18 protein-coding genes are annotated in these 22,238 nt (G+C 65.5%); 16 read left to right on the top strand and 2 right to left on the bottom strand.

The features are described 5' to 3' along the window. Window positions 1-65 precede the first annotated feature (65 nt). On the top strand, window positions 66-1,307 hold the full coding sequence (locus tag M3I56_RS23885) for a cytochrome-c peroxidase (protein ID WP_254356112.1): 1,242 nt from the start codon (window positions 66-68) through the stop codon (window positions 1,305-1,307). Between the two features lie 90 nt (window positions 1,308-1,397). Here M3I56_RS23885 and M3I56_RS23890 read toward each other — a convergent pair whose 3' ends face one another. Then, a complete protein-coding gene (locus M3I56_RS23890) occupies window positions 1,398-2,282 on the bottom strand; it encodes an IclR family transcriptional regulator (protein WP_254356113.1) in 885 nt (294 codons plus the stop codon). Window positions 2,283-2,446: 164 nt separating this feature from the next. On the opposite strand from M3I56_RS23890, the gene M3I56_RS23895 reads away from it, so the two are divergent. The 4 genes from M3I56_RS23895 to M3I56_RS23910 all read left to right on the top strand — a co-directional run bounded on the left by M3I56_RS23895 (window position 2,447) and on the right by M3I56_RS23910 (window position 9,236). Beyond that, the gene (locus M3I56_RS23895; protein ID WP_254356114.1) at window positions 2,447-4,786 is read left to right on the top strand and encodes a cytochrome P450/oxidoreductase; all 2,340 of its coding nucleotides are present in this window, start codon (window positions 2,447-2,449) and stop codon (window positions 4,784-4,786) included. A gap of 47 nt (window positions 4,787-4,833) precedes the next feature. Next, the gene (locus tag M3I56_RS23900; protein ID WP_254356115.1) at window positions 4,834-6,207 is read left to right on the top strand and encodes an MFS transporter; all 1,374 of its coding nucleotides are present in this window, start codon (window positions 4,834-4,836) and stop codon (window positions 6,205-6,207) included. A 269-nt stretch (window positions 6,208-6,476) separates the two neighbouring features. Continuing rightward, window positions 6,477-8,009: a class I adenylate-forming enzyme family protein gene (locus M3I56_RS23905; protein WP_254356116.1), complete on the top strand. Its 1,533-nt coding sequence runs from the start codon at window positions 6,477-6,479 to the stop codon at window positions 8,007-8,009. Window positions 8,010-8,078: 69 nt separating this feature from the next. Further along, window positions 8,079-9,236, top strand: a complete 1,158-nt coding sequence (locus tag M3I56_RS23910; RefSeq protein ID WP_254356117.1) for an acyl-CoA dehydrogenase family protein — start codon at window positions 8,079-8,081, stop codon at window positions 9,234-9,236. A 42-nt stretch (window positions 9,237-9,278) separates the two neighbouring features. Here the strand turns inward: M3I56_RS23910 and M3I56_RS23915 are convergent, their stop codons facing one another. Continuing rightward, complete coding sequence (locus M3I56_RS23915) at window positions 9,279-10,181, bottom strand: LysR substrate-binding domain-containing protein (RefSeq protein ID WP_028208306.1); 903 nt, start codon at window positions 10,179-10,181, stop codon at window positions 9,279-9,281. Between the two features lie 303 nt (window positions 10,182-10,484). On the opposite strand from M3I56_RS23915, the gene M3I56_RS23920 reads away from it, so the two are divergent. The 11 genes from M3I56_RS23920 (at window position 10,485) to M3I56_RS23970 (ending at window position 22,195) form a co-directional block, all read left to right on the top strand. Continuing rightward, window positions 10,485-11,390, top strand: coding sequence for an SDR family NAD(P)-dependent oxidoreductase (locus M3I56_RS23920; RefSeq protein ID WP_254356156.1), 906 nt, complete (start codon window positions 10,485-10,487; stop codon window positions 11,388-11,390). Further along, window positions 11,390-12,682 (top strand): acetyl-CoA hydrolase/transferase family protein, encoded by a 1,293-nt coding sequence (locus tag M3I56_RS23925; RefSeq protein WP_254356118.1) that lies wholly within the window; start codon window positions 11,390-11,392, stop codon window positions 12,680-12,682. Before M3I56_RS23920 ends, M3I56_RS23925 begins: the two co-directional genes overlap by 1 nt. Before the next feature lie 59 nt (window positions 12,683-12,741). Then, window positions 12,742-13,941 carry an acetyl-CoA C-acetyltransferase gene (locus M3I56_RS23930; RefSeq protein ID WP_254356119.1) on the top strand — a complete coding sequence of 400 codons (1,200 nt, stop codon included), beginning with the start codon at window positions 12,742-12,744 and terminating at the stop codon, window positions 13,939-13,941. 45 nt (window positions 13,942-13,986) lie between these two features. Then, complete coding sequence (locus tag M3I56_RS23935; protein WP_254356120.1) at window positions 13,987-15,162, top strand: phenylacetate--CoA ligase family protein; 1,176 nt, start codon at window positions 13,987-13,989, stop codon at window positions 15,160-15,162. Then, a complete protein-coding gene (locus tag M3I56_RS23940) occupies window positions 15,159-16,295 on the top strand; it encodes a hypothetical protein (protein ID WP_254356121.1) in 1,137 nt (378 codons plus the stop codon). The genes M3I56_RS23935 and M3I56_RS23940 overlap by 4 nt, the downstream gene beginning before the upstream one ends. Further along, window positions 16,292-17,083 (top strand): enoyl-CoA hydratase/isomerase family protein, encoded by a 792-nt coding sequence (locus M3I56_RS23945; RefSeq protein WP_254356122.1) that lies wholly within the window; start codon window positions 16,292-16,294, stop codon window positions 17,081-17,083. The genes M3I56_RS23940 and M3I56_RS23945 overlap by 4 nt, the downstream gene beginning before the upstream one ends. Window positions 17,084-17,104: 21 nt before the next feature. Beyond that, entirely contained in the window at window positions 17,105-17,974 is an 870-nt protein-coding gene (locus tag M3I56_RS23950) for a MaoC/PaaZ C-terminal domain-containing protein (RefSeq protein ID WP_254356123.1), read from the top strand. A gap of 32 nt (window positions 17,975-18,006) precedes the next feature. Beyond that, the gene (locus tag M3I56_RS23955; RefSeq protein ID WP_254341679.1) at window positions 18,007-18,795 is read left to right on the top strand and encodes a citryl-CoA lyase; all 789 of its coding nucleotides are present in this window, start codon (window positions 18,007-18,009) and stop codon (window positions 18,793-18,795) included. A 158-nt stretch (window positions 18,796-18,953) separates the two neighbouring features. Then, window positions 18,954-19,799: a MaoC family dehydratase N-terminal domain-containing protein gene (locus M3I56_RS23960; protein WP_254356124.1), complete on the top strand. Its 846-nt coding sequence runs from the start codon at window positions 18,954-18,956 to the stop codon at window positions 19,797-19,799. Between the two features lie 38 nt (window positions 19,800-19,837). After that, a complete protein-coding gene (locus M3I56_RS23965) occupies window positions 19,838-21,001 on the top strand; it encodes an acyl-CoA dehydrogenase family protein (RefSeq protein ID WP_254356125.1) in 1,164 nt (387 codons plus the stop codon). Between the two features lie 15 nt (window positions 21,002-21,016). Then, on the top strand, window positions 21,017-22,195 hold the full coding sequence (locus M3I56_RS23970; protein WP_254356126.1) for a CaiB/BaiF CoA-transferase family protein: 1,179 nt from the start codon (window positions 21,017-21,019) through the stop codon (window positions 22,193-22,195). Window positions 22,196-22,238 lie beyond the last annotated feature (43 nt).

Raw genomic sequence — 22,238 nt, forward strand, 5'->3', positions numbered from 1 at the left:
CTCACAAGTACTTTGTTGTCTAAGCCCGGTTCCCGGTTTGAACCGGGCTCTTTTCTTGATCCGTCATGCGCCAATTTCCTTTAAGGGCTGTTCTCGCAACGGCCCTTTGCATTTGCCTGCTTTCCGCATGCGACCAACATGCACCGGACGCTCAAGCAGCCACGGTCAAAGACCGTGCGCCTGATCTGGCAGCTATCGGCAAGGCGGCGTTCTTCGATCCGTCGCTGTCGGCTTCCGGCAAGCAGTCATGCGCCTCCTGTCACAGTCCTGCGAATGCCTATGGGCCGCCGAACGGCCTGGCAGTCCAGTTGGGTGGTCCAAACCTCGATCGAGCCGGACTGCGCTCGGCGCCGTCGCTGCGCTATTTGCGTGCTGTGCCTTACTGGACGTTCACGCAGGCAAATAGCCTGAAAGAGCGTCTCGAGGACGGAGATAATCAGCCCATCGGCGGATACACGTGGGATGGACGCTACAACTCCCCCGCGGATCAGGCTGCATTTCCCCTGCTCAATCCGGATGAAATGGCAAACAGCAGCGCGGATGACGTGGCGCAGAAGCTGAGCAAAAGCGCCTACGCACAGCAGTTCCGGGAAGCATTCGGCCAGGACATTTTCTCGCGACCGACGCAGGCGCTGGCGGACCTTGGAAAGGTATTGCAGGCATTCCAGTTCAATGATTCTTCGTTCGCGCCGTATTCCAGCAAGTTCGACCGCGTGCTCGACGGCAAGGATCATTTCACGCCACAGGAAGCGCACGGATTGAAGCTGTTCAGCGACCCGGACAAGGGCAACTGTGCAAGCTGTCACCTGATCAACAAAGGCGCTCACGGCGCGCATCCGGCATTGACGGATTACAACTTTCAGACGCTGGGTGTGCCACGCAACATGGATATTCCGGCCAACCACGATCCGAATTTCTTCGACATGGGGTTATGTGGGCCGCTGCGTCAAGACGAGGCGAAGCAGCAGAAGTGGTTCTGCGGGATGTTCCGCACGCCCACGCTTCGCAACGTCGCCACGCGACGCGTCTTCTTTCACAATGGCATGTACCATACGCTTGAAGATTCGTTACGCTTCTATGTCGAGCGCGACACGAACCCGGAGAAGTGGTATTCGAAAGACGCGCACGGCCACGTCGTGAAGTTTGACGACCTGCCGAAGAATCTGCGCAGTAATGTGGATACCAAGACGGAGCCGCTGACGAATCACCTGGGCGGCAAACCGGTCTGGTCAGACTCGGATATCCGCGACGTGGTGGCGTTCCTGGATACCCTGACTGACGCGGACGCACAGACAGTGCCTCGCTAACATCGTGCAGAAAAAAGAAAAGCCCGGTCAGTTTTTGAACCGGGCACCAACGAAGCCGGTTGCCCCCGCGCCGACCACGCTGACGAAGCGTTAAGCGCCGCGCGCCACGTAGCCGAGGAGGGCGCTCACGGCGTCCGCTTCGCGGCGTACGGCGCGCCCGTTCGGGCCCTCGGGCGTGGCGTCGAAGCCGCCCGTGGCGCCCAGCGCCGTGAGCACGCCGCAGAGCTTGCCGGTGTGATCGAAGAGCGGCGCCGACACGGCGCTGATGCCCTTGAGATTCGTGTCGCGCACGCTCGCGCAGCGCGCCGCCTGCACGTCGCGCCGCAACGTGCCGATCGGATCGCTCGCATTCAGTTGCGCGCGCAACGAAGCCTCGGCATGCGCGAGTTCTTCCTGCGCTTGCGCGAGCACGCGCGTGTCGTCGAGCAGGCCGAGAAACACGCGGCCCGTGGACGACCATAGCAGCGACATCACCGAACCCACCCGCACGTTGACGGTCACCGGCAGCCCCGGCTCCTCGAAACGGATGATCGTGGGCCCCTTGTTGCCCATCACCGCGACGAACGACGTCACTTCGAGCGTCTCGCGCAGGCGCACGAGCGCGGGTTCCGCAATGCGCACCGGATCGGCCTGGCGCATGGCGGCCACGCCGATCATCATCGCCTCGACGCCGAGCAGATACTGCTGGGTGGCGGTGTCCTGCGCGACGAGGCCTTCCTCGATCAGGCTCACGAGATAGCGATGCACCTTCGCGGGGCTCTCGCCCACGCAGGCGGCGAGCCCCGAGAGGCTCGCGCGGCCGCCCAGGCGCGCAAGACCCTTGAGCACGGCCATGCCCGTTTGCGCGGATTGCACGCGCTGGCGGCGCTCGCGCGGTGCGGCTACGGCCTTCGTCTTTCTCGCGACTTTGGGGGACGTCGACGCTTCGGCGACTTTGGCCGCGGGGCGGCGGGGGGTGGTTTTCCTGCTTTCCATGCTGGACGGGGACGCTGGGGTATCGGTTGGATTCACGCGGATTTTAGGGCGCGTAGGGGCGGCGTGGTGCCTGAGGTGCTTGCACGTTAACCCCTATCTCGCAATTACGCAATGCGTACTAGAGTTACGCAAAACGTAATGCACGCAGCATGCAGGAGAGGCCTATGAGCGAGACACCTTCCCCGTCGGCGGGCCGCTGCCCGTTCCCCCACGCAGCGAGTCACGACGCAAACGCCGCGCCGCGCTGCCCGGTCAGCGCCAATGCCGCGGCATTCGACCCGTTCAGCGACGGCTACCAGCAGGACCCGCCCGAATACGTGCGCTGGGCGCGCGAGCAGGAGTCCGTGTTCTATAGCCCTCAGCTTGGTTACTGGGTGGTCACGCGCTACGACGACATCAAGGCGATCTTTCGCGACAACCTCACATTCTCACCCTCCATCGCGCTCGAAAAGATCACGCCCACCGGTCCCGAGGCGAACGCGGTGCTGGAGTCGTACGGCTACGCCATGAACCGCACGCTGGTGAACGAGGACGAGCCTGCCCACATGCCGCGCCGCCGCGCGCTGATGGAGCCGTTCACGCCCGAACATCTCAAGCACCACGAACCAATGGTGCGGCGCCTCACGCGCGAGTACGTGGACCGCTTCATCGACGCAGGGCGCGCCGACCTCGTGGACCAGATGCTCTGGGAAGTGCCGCTCACCGTGGCGCTGCATTTTCTGGGCGTGCCCGAAGAGGACATGGACCTGCTGCGCAGGTACTCGATTGCGCACACGGTCAATACATGGGGCCGGCCGCGCCCCGAAGAGCAGGTCGAAGTCGCACACGCGGTGGGCAACTTCTGGCAGTTCGCGGGCAAGGTGCTCGACAAGATGCGCCAGAACCCGGATGGCCCGGGCTGGATGCAATATGGCATCCGCAAGCAGAAGGCGCATCCCGAAGTCGTCACGGATTCCTATTTGCATTCGATGATGATGGCCGGCATCGTGGCCGCGCACGAGACCACGGCCAACGCCACGGCGAACGCAATGAAGCTGCTGCTGCAGCACCCGCACGCGTGGCGCGAGATCTGCGAGGCCCCGAGCCTGATTCCGAACGCGGTGGAGGAGTGCCTGCGCCACAACGGCTCGGTGGCGGCCTGGCGGCGCCTCGCGACGAAGGACGTGCAGATTGGCGGCATCGACATTCCGGCGGGTTCGAAGCTGCTCATCGTGACGTCCTCGGCGAATCACGACGAACACCATTTTGCCGATGCCGACCTGTTCGACATTCGCCGCGACAACGCAAGCGACCATGTCACCTTCGGCTATGGCTCGCACCAGTGCATGGGCAAGAACCTCGCGCGCATGGAGATGCAGATCTTCCTCGAAGAGTTCACACGCCGCTTGCCGCACATGCGTCTGGCCGAGCAGACGTTCACCTATGTACCGAACACGTCGTTCCGGGGTCCCGAGCATGTGTTGGTGGAATGGGACCCGGCGCAAAATCCGGAGCGCGCGAATCCGGCGCTGCTCGGCGCGCAGGTGGCGGTGCGCATTGGCGAGCCATCGGCGCACGCGCTTTCGCGGCCTATGGTGGTCGAACGTGTGGACGCCGTGGCCGAAGGCATCGTCCGTTTGCGTCTCGTCGCGCCGGACGGCGGCGCGCTGCCGCGCTGGGCGCCGGGCGCGCATATCGACGTGGAGTGCGGCGACACCGGCATCTCGCGCCAGTACTCGCTGTGCTCGGACCCCGCCGACACGGGTGCGTTCGAGATCGCCGTGCTGCGCGAAACGCAAAGCCGCGGCGGTTCTGCGTGGGTGCACGACGCGTTGCGCGCAGGCATGAGTCTGAAGATTCGCGGCCCGCGCAATCACTTCCGGCTCGACGAAGCAGGGCGGCGCGCGATCTTCATTGCGGGCGGCATCGGCATCACGCCGGTGAGCGCCATGGCGCGCCGCGCGCGCGAGCTGGGCATCGACTACGAATTGCACTATAGCGGGCGCTCGCGCAAGACGATGGCGCTCGTCGACGAACTCGCGCAGCTGCATGGCGAGCGCCTGCATCTGCACGTCTCGGAAGAAGGCACGCGCAACGATTTCGCCGCGCTGCACGTCGACGAACAAACGCGCGTCTACGCATGCGGCCCCGCGCGCATGCTCGAATCGCTCGAAGCCTGCCGCGAGGCGTGGCCCGAGGATGCGCTGCGCGTGGAGCATTTCGCCGCGACAGGCGGCAAGCTCGACCCCTCGCAGGAAGAGGCGTTCGAAGTTGAGTTGAAAGACTCGGGGCTCGTGCTCAACGTGGGTGCGGACCAGACCGTGCTCGACGCGCTGCGCCGCGCGAACATCGACGTGCAGACCGATTGCGAAGAAGGCTTGTGCGGCTCGTGCGAGGTGCGCGTGCTGGCGGGCGAGATCGACCACCGCGACGTGGTGCTCACGCGCGCCGAGCGGGACACGCAAACCCGCATGATGACCTGCTGCTCGCGCGCGAAAAGCGGGCGATTGATCCTCGAACTCTAGTCGCCGCAGAGCGATCGAGACGACCAAATAATGATTGGAGACATTGCATGAATAAGGCGGTGGAGGTTACCGGCATCATCGACGAAAGCCGGTTCGGGCCGTATCAGCTACTGGTGGTCACGCTGTGCGCGCTGTGTCTCGTGATGGACGGCTTCGACGTGCAGGCGATGGGCTATGTCGCGCCGGTCGTGATCCGCGAATGGGGCATTGCGAAGGAAACGCTCTCGCCGGTGTTCGGCGCGGGCCTGTTCGGCATGCTGGTGGGCTCGCTCACGTTCAGCACGCTCGCCGACAAGATCGGCCGCCGCCCGGTGCTGATCGGCGCGACGCTGTTCTTTTCTGCGTGCATGGTCGCGACGGGCTTCGCGCATTCGATTGCGGAACTGGTGGCCTGGCGCTTCGTCGCGGGGCTGGGGCTTGGCTGCATCATGCCGAATGCGATGGCGCTCGCGGGCGAGTACAGCCCGCGCCGCATGCGCGTCACGCTCATGATGATCGTCTCGTGCGGCTTCACGCTGGGCGGCGTGGTGGGTGGCCTGATCACCGCGGCGCTGATTCCCGCGTTCGGGTGGCGCGCCGTGTTCTTCGTGGGCGGCGCGATTCCGCTCGTGCTCGGCCTGCTGATGTGGCTCGCGTTGCCCGAGTCGATCCAGTTCCTCCTGTTTCGCGGCCGCGGCGAGCACATTCAGGCGCGCGTGCGCCGCAATCTGTCGCGCGTGGCGCCGGCGCTCGCGTTGCCGGCCGGCGTGCAGTTCACGACCGGGGAAACGCGCTCGCGCGGCGTGCCGTTCGTCGAACTGTTCAAGGAAGGGCGCGCGCGCGTGACCGTGCTGCTGTGGGTCGTGAACTTCGCAAACCTGCTCGCCATGTATTTCCTCTCGAACTGGCTGCCGACCGTGATCCGCGACGCCGGCTATTCGACCCAGACCGCCGTGTTCGCCGGCACGGCGTTGTGGGGCGGCGGTGTGATCGGCACGCTGCTGCTCGGGCGCATCATCGACCTCGCGGGCTTCACGCGCGTGCTCGCCACGACGTTCCTGATCGCCATCGTCTCGACGGCCGCCATCGGCAATCCGGCCGTGATGGTTTCCGTGGCCGCGATGTTCGTGGCGATCTTCGTCACGGGCTTCACGATCATCGGCGGCCAGCCTGCGCTCAACGCGCTCGCCGCGACCTACTATCCGACCTCGCTGCGCTCGACCGGCATCGGCTGGAGTCTCGGCGTGGGGCGGATCGGCTCGGTCGTCGGTCCGGTGCTGGGCGGCGCGCTCCTGCACCTGCAATGGTCGTCCTCGGCGCTCTTTCTCGCGGCGGCCGCGCCGGCCTGCGTGTCGCTCGCGGGCATCGTGGCGATTCATCGGGCGAATAGCGCCGCTAAGGGCACGATGGGAGGCGAGCGTGCGGCGGCGCAGGTGGAGTGACTGGCGGCAGCGCCTGCGTAGGGCCGCGCCGGTGCCTCGCACGCGTCACGCGCGAGCGCTGAGTGCCTCGCGAGCACGCGCCCGGTCGAGACGCTAATCGCCTCGAAGCCCCGGCCATCGGGGTGAATTCCGACTTCTCGGCAGACGAATGCCGGCTTTATCGAAAACGAATTGTTGGCAGGCCGCGCCTGAACCACACTGATACCTGTCGCGATGCGGCGTGCCACGGCGCGCCGTACGCAGTCAAAGAGCAACGACGGGAGGTGAGAGTGGTGAGGCGAGCGGCGCGCAAGATCAGCGATATCGCGCGGCACTGGGCGGAGGCGTCGCCCGAGGCCGTGGCGATACGCGAAGAAGCAAAGGTGACGAGCTTCGGGCAGCTCTGGAGCGACGTTGGGCAAGCGCAGCGGTTTTTGCGCGAGCAGGGTGTGGACGTGGGCGACCGCGTGCTCATCGTGGCCGAAAACTGCTCGGCCGTGGTGACGCTGCTGTTCGCGCTTGCGGAAATCGGCGCGTGGCCGGCCGTGGTCAATGCGCGGCTCTCGGAGCGCGAGATCGAGACGATCCGCGCGCATTGCGGGCCGCGTCTCATGCTGTTTACGCACGGTGCATCGCCTGACGCGCTGCGTCACGGCGTGCGCTATCGCGCGCGCGAAATCGCGCCCGCCGGGCTCGGCCCGCTGATGATGGCCGCGCCCGACCTCAACGCGGCGCGCGAGGCCGAGGCGCTCGCGCACGAGGTTGCGGTGCTCATCTACACGTCGGGCACGACGGGCCAGCCCAAGGGGGTGATGGCCACGCATCGCGGCCTGCTGCATTTCGCGCATGTCTCGGCGACGTCGCGCGACATGACACAGGCGGACTGCGCGTACGCGGTCATGCCGATGTCGCATATCTTCGGCCTCGCCACGCTGCTGCTCGCCACTTTCGAAGCGGGCGCGAGCCTGCATCTCGCGGCGCGCTTTTCGGCGGAAGAGGTCGTGAAAGCGCTCGGCGCCTCCGAAATCTCCATCCTGCAGGGCGTGCCGACGCTCTTCACGCGCATCGTCGCCTACGTGCGCGAGCACGGCGGCACGGTGCACGCGCCGCGTCTGCGCTACCTCTACACGGGCGGCGGTCCGCTCGATCCCACACTCAAGCAGCAGGTCGAAACACGCTTCGGCATGCCGCTGCATCACGGCTACGGCATGACCGAGTACGCGGGCTCGCTCTTCATCACGCGCATGGACCGTCCGCGCAAGGACGTGTCATCGGGCGAAATCGTCGAGGGCGCCGAGTTGCGCGTGGTCGGCCCCGACGGTCACGATGTGCCGCGCGGCGAAGCGGGCGAATTGTGGGTGCGAGGTCCCGGCGTCATGCACGGCTACTATCGCGAGCCAGGCCTGACTGCGGAAGTGCTCGATGCAGAAGGCTGGCTCAAGACCGGCGACCTCGGCCGGCTGGACGCGGACGGCGCGCTCTTCATCGTCGGCCGCTCGAAGGATCTCATCATCCGTTCAGGCTTCAACGTCTATCCGATCGAAGTCGAGTCGGTCATCAACACCTACGCGGCAGTGCGCCAGAGCGCCGTGGTGGGGCGGCGCGACGCCGAAGGCAACGAGGAAGTCGTGGCCTTCGTGGAAGCGAAGGAGGGCGCGACGATCGACGCAGACGAGCTTGCCCACTACCTGAGCGAGCGGCTCTCGGCCTACAAGCGCCCTTCCGAGATCGTGACCATCGACATGATTCCGACTACGGCCAGCGGCAAGCTGCAAAAGCAGCCGCTGCGCGAAATGGCCAAACGGGCCGTGCGCGCTCGCTGAGCATTCCCGATTTTCTTTTCCTCACGGGCGGCGTCGTGCCGCCCGATCAACGATTGCAGGGCATACTCCATGATTCGCGACCAGGAAACGATGAACGTTCTGCTCGACAACGTCGCGCGCTTCGTGCGCGAGCGTCTCGTGCCGAACGAAGAACGCGTGGCCGAAACCGATGAAATTCCGGCCGATATCGTCGACGACATGAAGGCCATGGGTCTCTTCGGCCTGACCATCCCGGAGCAGTACGGCGGGCTCGATCTCACGATGGAAGAAGAAGTGCTCGTGATGTTCGAACTCGGCAGGACCTCGCCTGCGTTTCGCTCGATCATCGGCACGACGGTGGGCATCGGCTCGCAGGGCATCGTGATCGACGGCACCGACGAGCAAAAGGCGACGTGGCTGCCGAAGCTTGCGAGCGGCGAGATCATCGCGAGCTTTGCGCTCACGGAACCGGGCGCGGGCTCGGACGCCGCCTCGATCAAGACGCGCGCCGAGCGGCACGGCGACCACTACGTGGTGAACGGCACCAAGCGCTTCATCACGAATGCGCCGCAAGCCGGCATGTTCACGCTGATGGCGCGCACCAATCCCGACGAGCCGCGCGCGGGCGGCATCACCTCGTTCATCGTCGACGCGAAGACGCCCGGCATCAGCTTCGGCAAGCGCGACAAGAAGATGGGGCAGCGCGGCGCGCATACCTGCGACGTCATCTTCGAGGACGTGAAGGTGCCCGCGGGGAACCTCATCGGCGGTAAGGAAGGCGTGGGGTTCAAGACCGCGATGAAGGTGCTCGACAAGGGGCGCATCCATATCGCGGCGATCTGCGTGGGCGTAGCGCAGCGCATGCTCGACGACGCGCTGCGTTACGCGATGGAGCGTGAGCAGTTCGGCGAGAAGATCGCCGAGTTCCAGCTCGTGCAAGCCATGCTCGCCGATAGTCAAACTGAACTCTACGCGGCGCGCTGCATGGTGCTCGACGCGGCGCGGCGGCGCGACGCCGGCCAGAACGTCAGCACGGAGGCCGCGTGTGCGAAGCTGTTCGCATCCGAGATGTGCGGGCGGGTGGCAGACCGTGCGGTGCAGATTTTCGGCGGCGCGGGCTATATGTCCGACTATGGCATCGAGCGTTTCTACCGCGATGTGCGCATTTTCCGCATCTACGAAGGCACGAGCCAGATCCAGCAGATCGTCATCGCGCGCAACATGATTCGCGCGGCTGGCGGGCGCTAGGCGAGAGGGGCGGCGCGCAGCACGCGCGCCGCGTCATGGGTTTTATTCGAGGCGGCCGCTGCCGTCGGCCACCAGCAGATCGACGAGCTTGCGCGCGAACAGCGGCAATGCGTCGCGGTCGGCCATGCAGATCTGCAGTTTGCGCACCGCCCACTCGTCGGTGAGCGGCACGATCTTGAGCGACATGGTTTGCGCGTGGCGACGCGCCGTGCCCTCGGGCAGAACGCCAATACCGATGTTCGCCTCGATCATGCGGCACGCGGCTTCGAAATTGCCGATCTGGATGCGCCAGCGTATCGTGCGCTGCAAATCCGACGAGGCGCGCTTGAGAAACGAGAAAATCGCGCTTTCGTCGGGCGGCCCGATGAAGTCGTAGTCGAGCGTATCGGCAAACGCCATCTCGCTCGCTTGCGAAAGCGGGTGGCTCAGTGCGGTGACGAGCACGAGCCGGTCGCGCCGGTAGGGCAGCACTTGCAGTCCCTCCGTGCGCACATTGCCGGCCACGATGCCGATATCGATCGTGCCGTCCTGCACGGCGCGCACGATATCGGGCGAAAGGCGCTCGTGTATGTCCACGTACACGTCGGGATGATTGATGAGGTAGGTGCGCAGCACGGCAGGCAGAAACTCGCTCATCGCCGTGGTGTTCGCAAACACGCGCACATGGCCCTTCACACCCTGCGAGTATTCCTGCAGGTCTCCCGTGAGTTGCTCGAGCTGCTTGAGCACGCGGCGCGCGTGCGCGAGCAGCGTCTCGCCGGGGCCCGTTAGCGTGACCCCCTGGCTCGTGCGGCTCAGGAGCTTCACGCCCACTTGTTCTTCGAGATTCTTGATACGCGTGCTCGCCGCGGGCAGCGACAGGTGCGCGCGTTCGGCGCCGCGCGTGAGGCTGCTCGCCTCGGCTACGTGGGTGAAGAGCTTCAGGTCGACGAGATCGAAATGCATGGGTTGACTAGCCGTAACTCCAATGTACGTCAGCTCGTTCGTTCGAGGGATACAAAAAACATGCGGGACGAGCAGACTCCAGCCATTATTGCGCCGCAGCGCAATGCACGCCATTAGCGATAGTACGGGTTAATCCTGGCCGAAACAGGCGTTCGGGATATCCAAATTGTGCAGCCTTGGCCGATGCGTCAAGCTGCAACACGAACGGCACAGCTTGCCGCATAACAAATCCAATCGAATCAAATCGGATCAATGCCCGGCGCAACGCGGGCTGGAGGAGCGAAAACGATGACGACGCAACGAATGCTGGACGGTAAGGTCGTGGTGGTGACGGGATCGGGCGGGGGCATTGGCCGCGATATCGCGCTCATGATGGCGCGCCACGGCGCGAAAGTCGTGGTGAACGACGTGGGCGCCTCGCTCACCGGCGAAGGGCATAACGACGGCCCCGCGCAGGCCGTGGTGAACGAGATCAAGTCGTTCGACGGCCAGGCCACGGCGAACACCGACAGCGTGGCCGACGCCGCCGGCGCCGCCCGCATCGTGCAGAACGCGCTGGACGTGTTCGGCCGTATCGATTGCGTGGTGAACAACGCGGGTATCCTGCGCGACCGCTTCTTCCACAAGATGAGCGAAGAAGAGTGGGACGCCGTACTGAAGGTTCACCTCTACGGCTCTTACTACGTCTCGCGCGCCGCCGCCGACCACTTCAAGGAGCAGCGCAGCGGGGCGTTCGTGCATATGACGTCCACGTCGGGGCTGATCGGCAATCTTGCGCAGGCCAACTACAGCGCGGCGAAGCTCGGCATTGCGGGCCTGTCGAAATCCATCGCGCTCGATCTGGAAAAGTTCGGTGTCCGTTCGAACTGCATCGCGCCGTTCGCCTGGAGCCGCATGATCAACTCGATCAAGATCGATTCGCCGGAACAGGAAGCGCGCGTCGCCAAGATCAAGCAGATGACGCCCGCGAAGATCGCACCGCTCGCCGTCTACCTCGCCAGTGAGCAGGCCGCTGACGTGACGGGCCAGATTTTCGCAGTCCGCAACAACGAAATCTTTCTGATGAGCCAGCCGCGCCCCGTGCGCTCGGTGCATCGCGGCGAAGGCTGGACACCGGAGACGATTGCCGAGCATGCCATGCCGGCGCTGCGAAAATCGTTCCATACGCTCGATGTTTCCGCCGATGTCTTCAGCTGGGACCCCGTCTGATGACGCGCGGCCCGCGCGCGGCGCGCATCGTCGACGCCGCGCAGCTCGATTTCGCGCAGTACGTGCGCCCGGGCGACACGCTCGCGTGGGGCCAGTGCGGAGCCGAGCCGTGCACGCTCACCGCGCTGCTGATGGCGCAGCGCAAGGCGATAGGCGGGCGCTTTCGCGTGTTCGTGGGCGCGTCGTGGTCGGAAACGCTCGAGCCCGCGTATGCCGACTGCGTGGACTTCATGGCCTATGGCGCGTCGGGAACGAACCGGCGCCTCGAACGCGAAGGCGTGCTCGACATTCTTCCGTGTCACTACTCGCAGTTTCGCAGCGCGTTGACCAGCGGTCCGAACCGCATCGACGTGTTGCTGCTGCAAGTTGCCCCCGCGGACGAGGCGGGACGCTACAGCCTCTCGATCGCCCACGAGTATCTCGTGCCGCTGATCGACAGCGCGCGCGTGGTCATTGCGGAGGTGAATGCGGCAGCGCCCTGGACCTACGGCGAGCGCATGTTGCGCGCAGACGATTTCGACGTGCTGATCCATACCGACCGCACGCCGCTGGAAGCGCCGCCCGCGCAGGCCGGCGACATCGAGCGGCGCATCGCGCAGCACGCCGCTTCCCTGATCGAAGACGGCTCGACGATCCAGTTCGGGCTGGGCGCGCTGCCCGAGGCCATCGTCGCGCAGTTGCGCGACCGGCGCGACCTTGGCGTGCATAGCGGCACCATCGGCGACGCCGTGGTCGATCTGATCGAAGCCGGTGTGGTGACGAATGCCCGCAAGCCGCGCGATCGAGGCGTGAGCGTGGCCGGCACGATGATGGGCACGCGCAAGGTCTACGCGCATGCGCACCGCAATGCGCAGATTCAGTTTCGCGCCACGGCCTATACGCACGATATCGACGTGCTCGGCAGCCTCGATCGCTTCGTGGCGATCAACTCGGCTCTCGAAGTCGATCTGACGGGCCAGGTCAATGCGGAGGCCGCCGGTGGCCGCTATGTGGGCGCGGTGGGTGGGGCGCTCGATTTCATGCGCGGCGCGGCGCGCTCGCACGGGGGCGTCGCGATCGTCGCGCTCGCATCGAGCACGCGGCATGGCAGCCGCATCGTCGCGCGTCTTTCGGGGCCGGTCAGCACGCCGCGCAGCGACGCGGCGGTGATCGTCACCGAGCACGGCGTGGCGGACCTGCGAGGGCTCACGCTCGCGCAGCGTACCGAGCGCATGCTCGCCATCGCGCCGCCGGAGTGGCGCGAACAACTGGCCGCGCAACACCATGAGCGGCGGGATGCGATAGCGGTTTGACGGAACGCGGGCGCATGACGCGGCGAACAACAATCAGACAATATGCAAAGGAATCCGAAATGAGAAGAGCAGCGATAGTCGCGCCGGTACGCACGCCGGTCGGCACGTTCGGCGGCAGCCTGCGCCCTGTTTCCGTCGAGATGCTCGCGGCCGCGGTGCTGCGCGAAACCATCGCGCGCAGCGGCGTGGACCCGGCGCGTATCGAAGACGTGGTCTTCGCGCAATCGTATGCGAACAGCGAAACGCCTTGCATCGGCCGCTGGGCCGCGCTCGAAGCGGGGCTTCCCGTGCAGGTGCCCGGCATGCAGCTCGATCGCCGTTGCGGCGGCGGCCTGCAGGCGGTCGTGACCGCCGCGATGATGGTGCAGAGCGGCGCGGCGGACGTGGTCGTGGCCGGTGGCGTGGAAAGCATGAGCAATATTGAGTACTACACGACCGATATGCGTTGGGGCGCTCGCGCGGGCTCGGTGAAGATGCATGATCGTCTCGAGCGCGGCCGCCAACGCTCGCAGCCCGAAGCGCGCTTCGGCTATATCTCCGGCATGATCGAAACGGCGGAGAACCTCGCGAAGCAATACGGCATCACGCGCGAGGAAGCCGACGCTTACGCTGTGCGCAGCCACCAGCGTGCGGCGGCGGCATGGGAGTCGGGCCGCTTCGCCGAGGAGGTGGTGGCGGTATCGGTGCCGCAACGCAAGGGCGACCCGGTGCTGTTCGCACGCGACGAAGGCGTGCGCGCCGACGCGAGCGAGGCGTCGCTTGCGAAGCTCAAGCCGCTCATGAAAGGCGGCACGGTGACGGCGGGCAACGCAAGCCAGCAGAACGATGCCGCGGCGGCGTGCCTGATCGTCGCCGAAGATCAGCTCGACAAACTGGGCCTCACGCCGCTTGGCTACCTGACCGGCTGGGCGGCAGCGGGATGCGAGCCCGCGACGATGGGCATCGGCCCGGTGCCGGCGGTGCAAAAGCTGCTGCAAAAGACCGGGCTCAGCTTCGATCAACTCGACCTCGTCGAACTGAACGAGGCCTTCGCATGCCAGGTGCTCGCCGTGCTCAAGGGCTGGGGCTGGCACGACGAATCGCGGCTGAACGTGAACGGCTCGGGCATTTCGCTCGGTCACCCGATCGGCGCGACCGGCGTGCGCATGCTCACGACCTTGCTTTACGAATTGCAGCGCCGCAAGGGCCGCTATGGCCTCGAAGCGATGTGCGTGGGTGGCGGGCAGGGCATCGCGGCGATTTTCGAGCGGGCGGCTTGAGGGCAAACGATTCGTAGCCCTACTGAACACAAAAAGGAGGAGACGATGCTCGATGCACTCAACGCGCAGCTCTCGCGGCTGCAAAGGCACCCGTTCTATGCGGGACGCCTGCCGGGTAGCGTCGCGAGCGCGGCGGAGTTCGCCGAGCGCGTGCCGCTCATGACGCGCGCCGAACTGGTGGCCGAGATGAATCGCCCGGGCTACGGCGCGTTTGCGCCTGCCGTGCCGCCGGTTCGCGTGCACCTCACGCCGATGGGCGCGTCGCTCGTGCCGATCCTGCAGAGCGCGGCCGATCTGCGCGCGATCGAAGCCGCGTGCGGCCAGCATCTGGACGCGTGCGACGTCGGTCCCGGCGACGTGTGCATGGTGACGTTCGGTTATCACCTCTTCGTGGCGGGGCTTTTCTATCAGACCCAGATGGAAGCGCGCGGCGTGGCGTGCATACCGCATGGTCCCGGCGAGACCGAGCGCGCGGCGCGCGTCGCGCGGCAATGCGGCGTGACGGTGCTGGCCGGCAATCCGTCGCACGCGCTCAAGCTCATCGAAGCGGGGTGCCCCGTGCCGCGGGTGTTCTTCGCGGGCGGCGAAGCGTTCACAGGCAATGCCGCGCTTTACGCTCGCGTGCGCGCAGCGATGCCGGGCACGTTGCTGATCGACAGTTACTCGCTTTCCGAATGCCTGCCCGTGGCGCGTACGTTCCCCGGTGGTACGGGTGTGCATGTGTTCGATGAACTTCTGTACGCCGAAGTCATCGACCCGGACACCGGCATGCCGGTTGCCGAGGGCGAACGTGGCGAACTCGTGCTCACTCATCTGCAGAAGGAACTGCAGCCGCTCGTGCGCTACCGCACCGGCGACCTCGCCGTGCTCGAGCGCACCGCGCCCGTGCATGGGCGCTCGGTGTCGTTGCCGCGCGTGGTGTTCGGGCGCGCCGATTCGATGGTGAAGATCAAGGGCGTGAAGGTTTACCCATCCGAGTTGAAGACGGTGCTGCTGGGCGTGGAGGGCGCGACGGGCGCGTATCGGCTCGTGGTCGGCAGAAAGGATCATGGGGGCGACCATCTCACGCTGCAGGTGGAGGGGGCGGTGCAGGGCTGTGCGATTGAGGCTATAGCGGAGCGCTTCAAGCGCCAGACGCTGATACACGCGGACGCCATCGAGACGGTCGCGAAGATCGAAGGCGCAGCACTGGTAGAAGATCAACGGAGAGAGACGACATGAATGCAAGCGCAACGACTACCCCAACCCCGTGGCGCCTCGTCGTAGGCGGGCACAGCTACGCGGATTTTTCCATTTCGGTGTCGCCGGCCGTCGAGCGCGCCGTGGCCGAAAATCTCGCGCCGCCCACGGTCTATCTGAACGTCTTCAACGAAGACAGCATCACCGTAGGCGTGAACGAAGATCCGAACCAGGTGCTCGACCTGCCGTTCTGCCGCGACAACAACGTGCTAGCGCGGCGGCGCGTGAGCGGCGGCGGCGCGATCTACGCGGGGCGCGGTTCGGCATTTCTCGCGTTCTATCTGCCGATCGGTCTGCCCGGCGTGCCGCAAACGGCGGCGCGGGCGTTTCCCACGATACTCGGCCACGTCGCCGAAGCGCTGCGCGAAGTGTTCGGCCTGCAGGCCGCCTACCGACCGCTGAACGACGTCGAGATCGACGGACGCAAGCTCGTGGCCACGTCACTCAAGATCGAAGGCGGGGTGCTGACGTTCCGCATTCTGCTGAACGTGAAGGCGATCGACACGGCGATCGCGGCGCGCGCCATGCCCATGGCGCCCGAGAAGGTCAAGGACAAGAAGCACAAGGATCTCGGCTCGCGCTACACGTACCTGGAGCAGGAACTCGGCCGCAAGGTGAACGCCGATGAGTTGACTGCCTGGGTCACGGCCTGCGTTCGCCGCGCGTTCGGCGAAATGGCGCTCGAGTCCGGCGCACTGGGCAGCGAAGAACTCGTTTTCGCCCAGCAGTACGAGCGCGAACTGCACGAGGAAAGCTGGTTCCATGAAAAAAGCGAGGCCACGCGCTACAGCCCGGTCACCCTGACGGGCGACCGTATCGTGCGCGGACGCGAAAAGGCGCCGGCCGGGCTGATCTGGTTGAGCCTGCTCGTGCGTGACGGCACGGTGGTCAAAGCGATCGTCAATGGCGACTGGCACCCGCGTCCGCTGGCCTCGGTCGCCTGGCTCGAAGACGGCTTCACGGGACTCGCCGCCACGCGCGAGGCGTGCGCGGCGCATATCGAGGCATTTCTCGCACGTCCCGACGTGGAATTCGCCGGCGTCGAGCCTGTGCATCTCACCACGGCGCTCGACAAGGCGCTCGCAGAACTCGCAAGCGCCGGGGTGAGCGCATGAGCGAAAAAACGGTGCTGGTTGAACAGCACGCGGGCGTCGCGACGCTCACGTTCAATCGTCCGGAGGCGAAGAACGCGCTCAACGGCGAGATGCGGGTGGAATTGCTCGAAGCCGTGCAGCGCATACGTGCCGACCGCGGCGTGCGTGCGCTCATTTTGCGCGGCGCGGGCAATGACTTCTGCTCGGGCGGCGACGTGCGCGGCATGAACGTGACGAGCGCCGAAGCGGGACGCGACCGGATCGACGACCTGCATGGCTGGGTGAGCATGCTGATCGATCTCGACCGCCCGGTGATCGCGGCCGTGGATGGGGTGTGTTACGGCGCGGGTTTCAGCTTCGCACTCGCCGCCGATTTCGTGATTGCCAGCACGCGGGCGCGCTTTTGCATGCCTTTCATGAAAGTCGGTCTCGTGCCCGATTGCGGGGCGTTCTATACGCTGCCGCGCGTGGTGGGCCTCGCGCGCGCCAAGGATCTCGTCTTTACGGCGCGCGAAATACGCGCCGCGGAAGCGAAGGAGATCGGCGCGGTGCTCGAAGTCGTCGAGCCCGAACAGCTTCATGCGCGCGCCGCGCAGGTCGCGGCCAGCCTCGCGGCGGCATCGCCCATTGCGTTCGGTCTGGCCAAGCGCGCGTTGAATCAGTCGCTTGGCAGCGACCTGCGCGCGATGCTCGAAATCGAGTCGGCGGCGCAGGGCATTGCGTTCACGACCGAATTCCATCGGGAAGCCGTGCAGCGCTTTCGCGAGAAGGCCGATCCGCTCTTCAAGTGGCCCGCCGCCGAGGCCTGAACTTTCATTGAACGCACTGCCATGACGATCGACTATCACACCCTACGCAACTGGCCGTTCAAGGACGTCGAGCAGACTTACACCGCGCGCGACGCCATGCTCTACAGCCTCGCCGTGGGATACGGCGCCAATCCCGTTGATCCGGACGACCTGGCATTCGTCTACGAAAAGGAATTGCGCGTGCCGCCGACGCTTGCCGTCGTGCTCGGCTTTCCCGGCTTCTGGGCGCGCGACCCGCGCTCGGGCATCGACTGGGTGCGGCTATTGCACGGCGAGCAGAGCCTCGTGATGCACAAGCCGTTGCCACCGGCCGCGACCGTGATCGGCCGCTCGCGCATTACGCGCGTGGTCGACAAAGGCGCAGGCAAGGGCGCGCTCCTCGAAATCCAGCGTAGCATTACCGACAAGGCAAGCGGCGAGCTGTATGCCACCGTCACGCAGTTCACGTTCTGCCGTGGCGACGGCGGCTTCAGCGCGAACGGCGGCTTGAGCGATGAAGCCCCCGCGCCGCCACCGCCGATGCCCGAGCGCGTGCCCGATCATCATTGCGATCTGCCTACGCGCCCGGAAACGGCGCTGATTTATCGTCTATGCGGTGACGACAACGCGTTGCATGCCGACCCGCAGGTCGCGCGCGCGGCGGGTTTCGAGCGGCCTATCCTGCACGGGCTTGCCACGTGGGGCGTGGCCGCGCATGCCGTGCTCAAGACGCTGTGCGCAAGCGACCCGCAACGCCTCGCGGCCTTTCACGCGCGCTTTACTGCGCCAGTGTATCCGGGCGAGACGATCCGCACCGAGATGTGGCGAGACGGCAGCGAGGCGAGTTTTCGCGCGCGCGTGCTGGAACGCGACGTGCTCGTGCTCAACCATGGCCGCGCGCAATTGCGTTGAACGCTATTCTGTATAACGAAGGAATCAGGACTATGGCTCGTCAACCGAAACCGCTCGTGCGCTCCGATATCGCGTACAGCACGCCCGATCGTATCGTCGTGCGCGGCAAAAGCCTGCCCGACGAAGTGCTCGGCCACATGAATCTCGGCGACTTCGCGTTTCTGCAACTCACGGGCAAGACGGCCACGCCGCAGCAGTCCGCGATGTTCAACGCCATCGTCATCACGCTCGTCGAGCACGGCATGACGCCGAGCGCCATCGCCGCGCGCATGACGTACGCGGGCGCGCCCGAGTCGCTGCAGGCGGCCGTCGCAGCGGGGCTATGCGGGCTTGGCTCTGTGTTCGTCGGCAGCATGGAAGGCGCATGCCGCATGCTTTCCGAAACGCTTCCTTATGACGGCCACTGCGACGACCTGGAGAAACTCGCAGTCGATACCGTCGCCGCATGGCGCGCGCGCGGCACGCCGATTCCGGGGCTCGGTCATCCGCTGCACAAGCCCATCGATCCCCGCACGCCGCGCCTTTTCGAACTGGCCGCGCAAAACGGCATGTCGGGGCGCTATGTGAAGCTGATGCAACTCATTGGCGCAGAGGCGGAGCGCGCATCGGGCAAGGCACTGCCGATCAATGCGACGGGTGCAATCGGCGCGATCTGCTGCGAATTCGGCTTCCCGTGGCGCATCGTGCGCGGCTTCGGCGTGATGGCGCGCGCGATTGGCCTGGTGGGTCATCTGCTCGAAGAAGGCGAGCGCCCCATGTCGTTCGAGTTGTGGCAGCGTGTGGAGGACGAAGCCTCCGCCCATCTGCGCGGCGAAGCGTGAGGCGCTCGCGCGGTCCCGGTTGAAAGCTGTGTGCAAGTATCGCGCAGCAATGGTCGGGGGATTAACGAAAGCGAAAGGGCTGATTCGGCAAAGGCAACTTCGCGAAGCGGCGCGAGCCGTTCATAGTATGGCCAACAGTCTCGCTACGGAGAAACGCCATGCCGGAATCGCAAACGCCAACGCTCAGTGCGTGGCTCGACAAGACCGAAACGCTCACCGACGACATCACCGCGTTCCCGCTGCGCGCGCTTGCGGCCACACTCGACCGCGAAGCACCCGATAGCGCCGTGCCGCCGCTGTGGCACTGGCTCTATTTTCTGCCTGTCTCGCCGCTCGCGGAAGCGGGCCCTGATGGACATCCGAAACGCGGCGGCTTCCTGCCGCCGGTCGAACTGCCGCGCCGCATGTGGGCGGGCGGCCGCCTGACCTTTCACGCGCCGCTGCGCGCGGGCAGCGAGGCCGCGCGCACTTCCACCATCGCGAACATCGAGGACAAGACCGGCCGCAGCGGCCGCCTCGTGTTCGTGACCGTGCAGCATCGCTACGAGAGCGGCGGGGCGCTGTGCATCGAGGAAGAGCACGACATCGTCTATCGCGACGCGCCGCAGCCCGGTGCGAGCGCACCCAAACCGGTCGCAGCTCCTCAAGGCGAGACATGGTCGCGAACGCTCACTGCCAGCGCGCTCATGCTGTTCCGCTATTCCGCGCTGACCTTCAACGGTCATCGCATTCACTACGACTTCCCGTACGTCACGCAGGAAGAGGGCTACCCTGGCCTCGTCGTGCACGGCCCGCTCATCACCACACTGCTGCTCGACCTCGTGCACCGTGAGCGGCCCGACGCCACGATCGCGACCTTCGCGTTTCGCGCGGTACGGCCCACGTTCGCGGGCAACGCGTTCACGCTGTGCGGCAAGCTCGCGGACGACGCTCGCTCGGTCGAACTCTGGGCGAAAGACCACGACGGCTATCTGACGATGCAGGCCACCGCCACGCTCGCCTGAACGGCAACACGACTATTCACAGCGAATTCATTTCGATCATGCAAACCACGCAACAAGATTCGTTTCAGGACATCCGCGAAGCCGTGCGCGATTTATGCCAGCAGTTTTCTGGTGAATATTTCCGCAAGATCGACGAGGCGCGCGGCTATCCCGAAGCATTCGTCGATGCGCTCACGAAAGCCGGCTGGCTCGCTGCGTTGATTCCTCAGGAGTACGGCGGATCGGGTCTGGGCCTGACCGAGGCTTCGGTCATCATGGAAGAGATCAACCGCTCGGGCGGCAACTCGGGCGTGTGCCACGGCCAGATGTACAACATGGGCACGCTGCTGCGCCACGGCTCGGCCGAGCAAAAGCGCAAGTACCTGCCGAAGATCGCGAGCGGCGAACTGCGCCTGCAATCGATGGGCGTGACGGAGCCCACCACGGGCACCGATACCACGAAGATCAAGACTACGGCGGTACGCAAGGGCGATCGCTACGTGATCAACGGGCAAAAGGTGTGGATTTCGCGCGTGCAGCATTCGGATCTCATGATCCTGCTTGCGCGCACCACGCCGCTCGCCGATGTGAAGAAGAAGTCCGAAGGCATGTCGATTTTCGTGGTGGACTTGCGCGAGGCGATCGGCAACGGCCTCACCGTGCAGCCGATTCTCAACATGGTCAATCACGAGACCAACGAACTCTTCTTCGATAACCTCGAAATTCCGGCGGAAAACCTGATCGGCGAGGAGGGGATGGGCTTCAAGTACATCCTCGACGGCCTGAACGCCGAGCGCACGCTCATCGCGGCAGAATGTATCGGCGACGGCTACTGGTTCATCGACAAGGTGAGCGCCTACGCCAAGGAGCGCATCGTGTTCGGGCGGCCGATCGGCCAGAACCAGGGCGTGCAGTTTCCCATTGCGCGCGCGTTCGTCAACGTCGAAGCGGCGAGCCTGATGCGCTTCGAGGCCGCGCGCCGCTTCGACGCGCACGAGGCCTGCGGCGCGCAGGCCAACATGGCGAAGCTGCTCGCCGCCGACGCTTCGTGGGAAGCCGCGAATGCATGCCTGCAATTCCATGGCGGTTTCGGGTTCGCCTGTGAGTACGATGTGGAGCGCAAGTTCCGCGAGACGCGCCTCTATCAGGTTGCGCCGATCTCGACCAACCTGATCCTGTCGTACGTGGCGGAGCATGTGCTCGGCCTGCCGCGTTCGTTCTGACCGGAGGCGCGCGCCATGAGACCACTCGACGGTATCAAGGTCGTCACGCTCGAACACGCGATCGCCGCTCCCTTCTGCACGCGCCAGCTTGCCGATCTCGGCGCGCGCGTGATCAAGATCGAGCGGCCTGGCGTCGGGGACTTCGCGCGCGGCTATGACGAACGCGTGCATGGACTGGCATCGCACTTCGTGTGGACGAACCGCTCGAAGGAAAGCCTCTCGCTCGACGTCAAGCACAAGGAGGCTGCGCCGATCCTCGACGCGCTGCTAGCCGACGCCGACGTGCTCGTGCAGAATCTCGCACCAGGCGCTGCGGCTCGACTCGGGCTGAGCTACGAGGCGCTGAGTGAGCGCTACCCGAAGCTGATCGTGTGCGACATCTCCGGTTACGGCGACGACGGTCCTTACCGCGAGCGCAAGGCTTATGACCTGCTGATCCAGAGCGAATCGGGCTTTCTCTCCATCACGGGTTCACACGGCGAGCCCGCGAAGGCGGGCTGCTCGATCGCCGACATCGCCGCAGGCATGTATGCCTACTCGAACATCCTGAGCGCATTGCTGATGCGCGGCCGCACCGGACGCGGCTGCCGCATCGACGTTTCGATGCTGGAGAGCATGGCGGAGTGGATGGGCTATCCGCTCTACTACGCGATCGACGGGCAAACGCCGCCGCCGCTCGCAGGCGCCTCGCACGCGACGATCTATCCGTATGGGCCGTTTCCAGCCGGTGACGGCAAGTCGGTGATGCTCGGCTTGCAGAACGACCGCGAATGGAAGCTCTTTTGCGAGCATGTGCTGCTGCAGCCCGAACTGGCCATCGATGAACGCTTTGCTGCGAACTCCCAGCGTTCCGCGCGCCGTGCGGAACTGCGCGAGCTGATCGTCGAGGCGTTTTCGAAGCTGACTGCGGCACAGGTCATCGAACGGCTCGACCGCGCCGGCATTGCCAACGCCCAGATGAACACGATGGCCGATGTGTGGGCGCATCCGCAACTGCAGGCGCGCGAGCGCTGGCGCGAGGTGCAGACGTCGGTGGGGACCGTTCCGGCGCTGTTGCCGCCGGGCGCACCTTCTGCATTCGATGCGCGCATGGATGCGGTGCCCGCGCTCGGTCAGCATACCGAATCCATTTTGCGTGAGCTTGGCTACGACGCGACGCGCATCGGTGCGCTGCGCGAAGCCGGGGCTATCTGATCGCGCCTGGCGCCTCGCAAACCGACTTCACTGAACTACGCTG

It is taken from the genome of Paraburkholderia sp. CNPSo 3281 (assembly GCF_024206515.1).
GTDB classification, from domain to species: domain Bacteria; phylum Pseudomonadota; class Gammaproteobacteria; order Burkholderiales; family Burkholderiaceae; genus Paraburkholderia; species Paraburkholderia nodosa.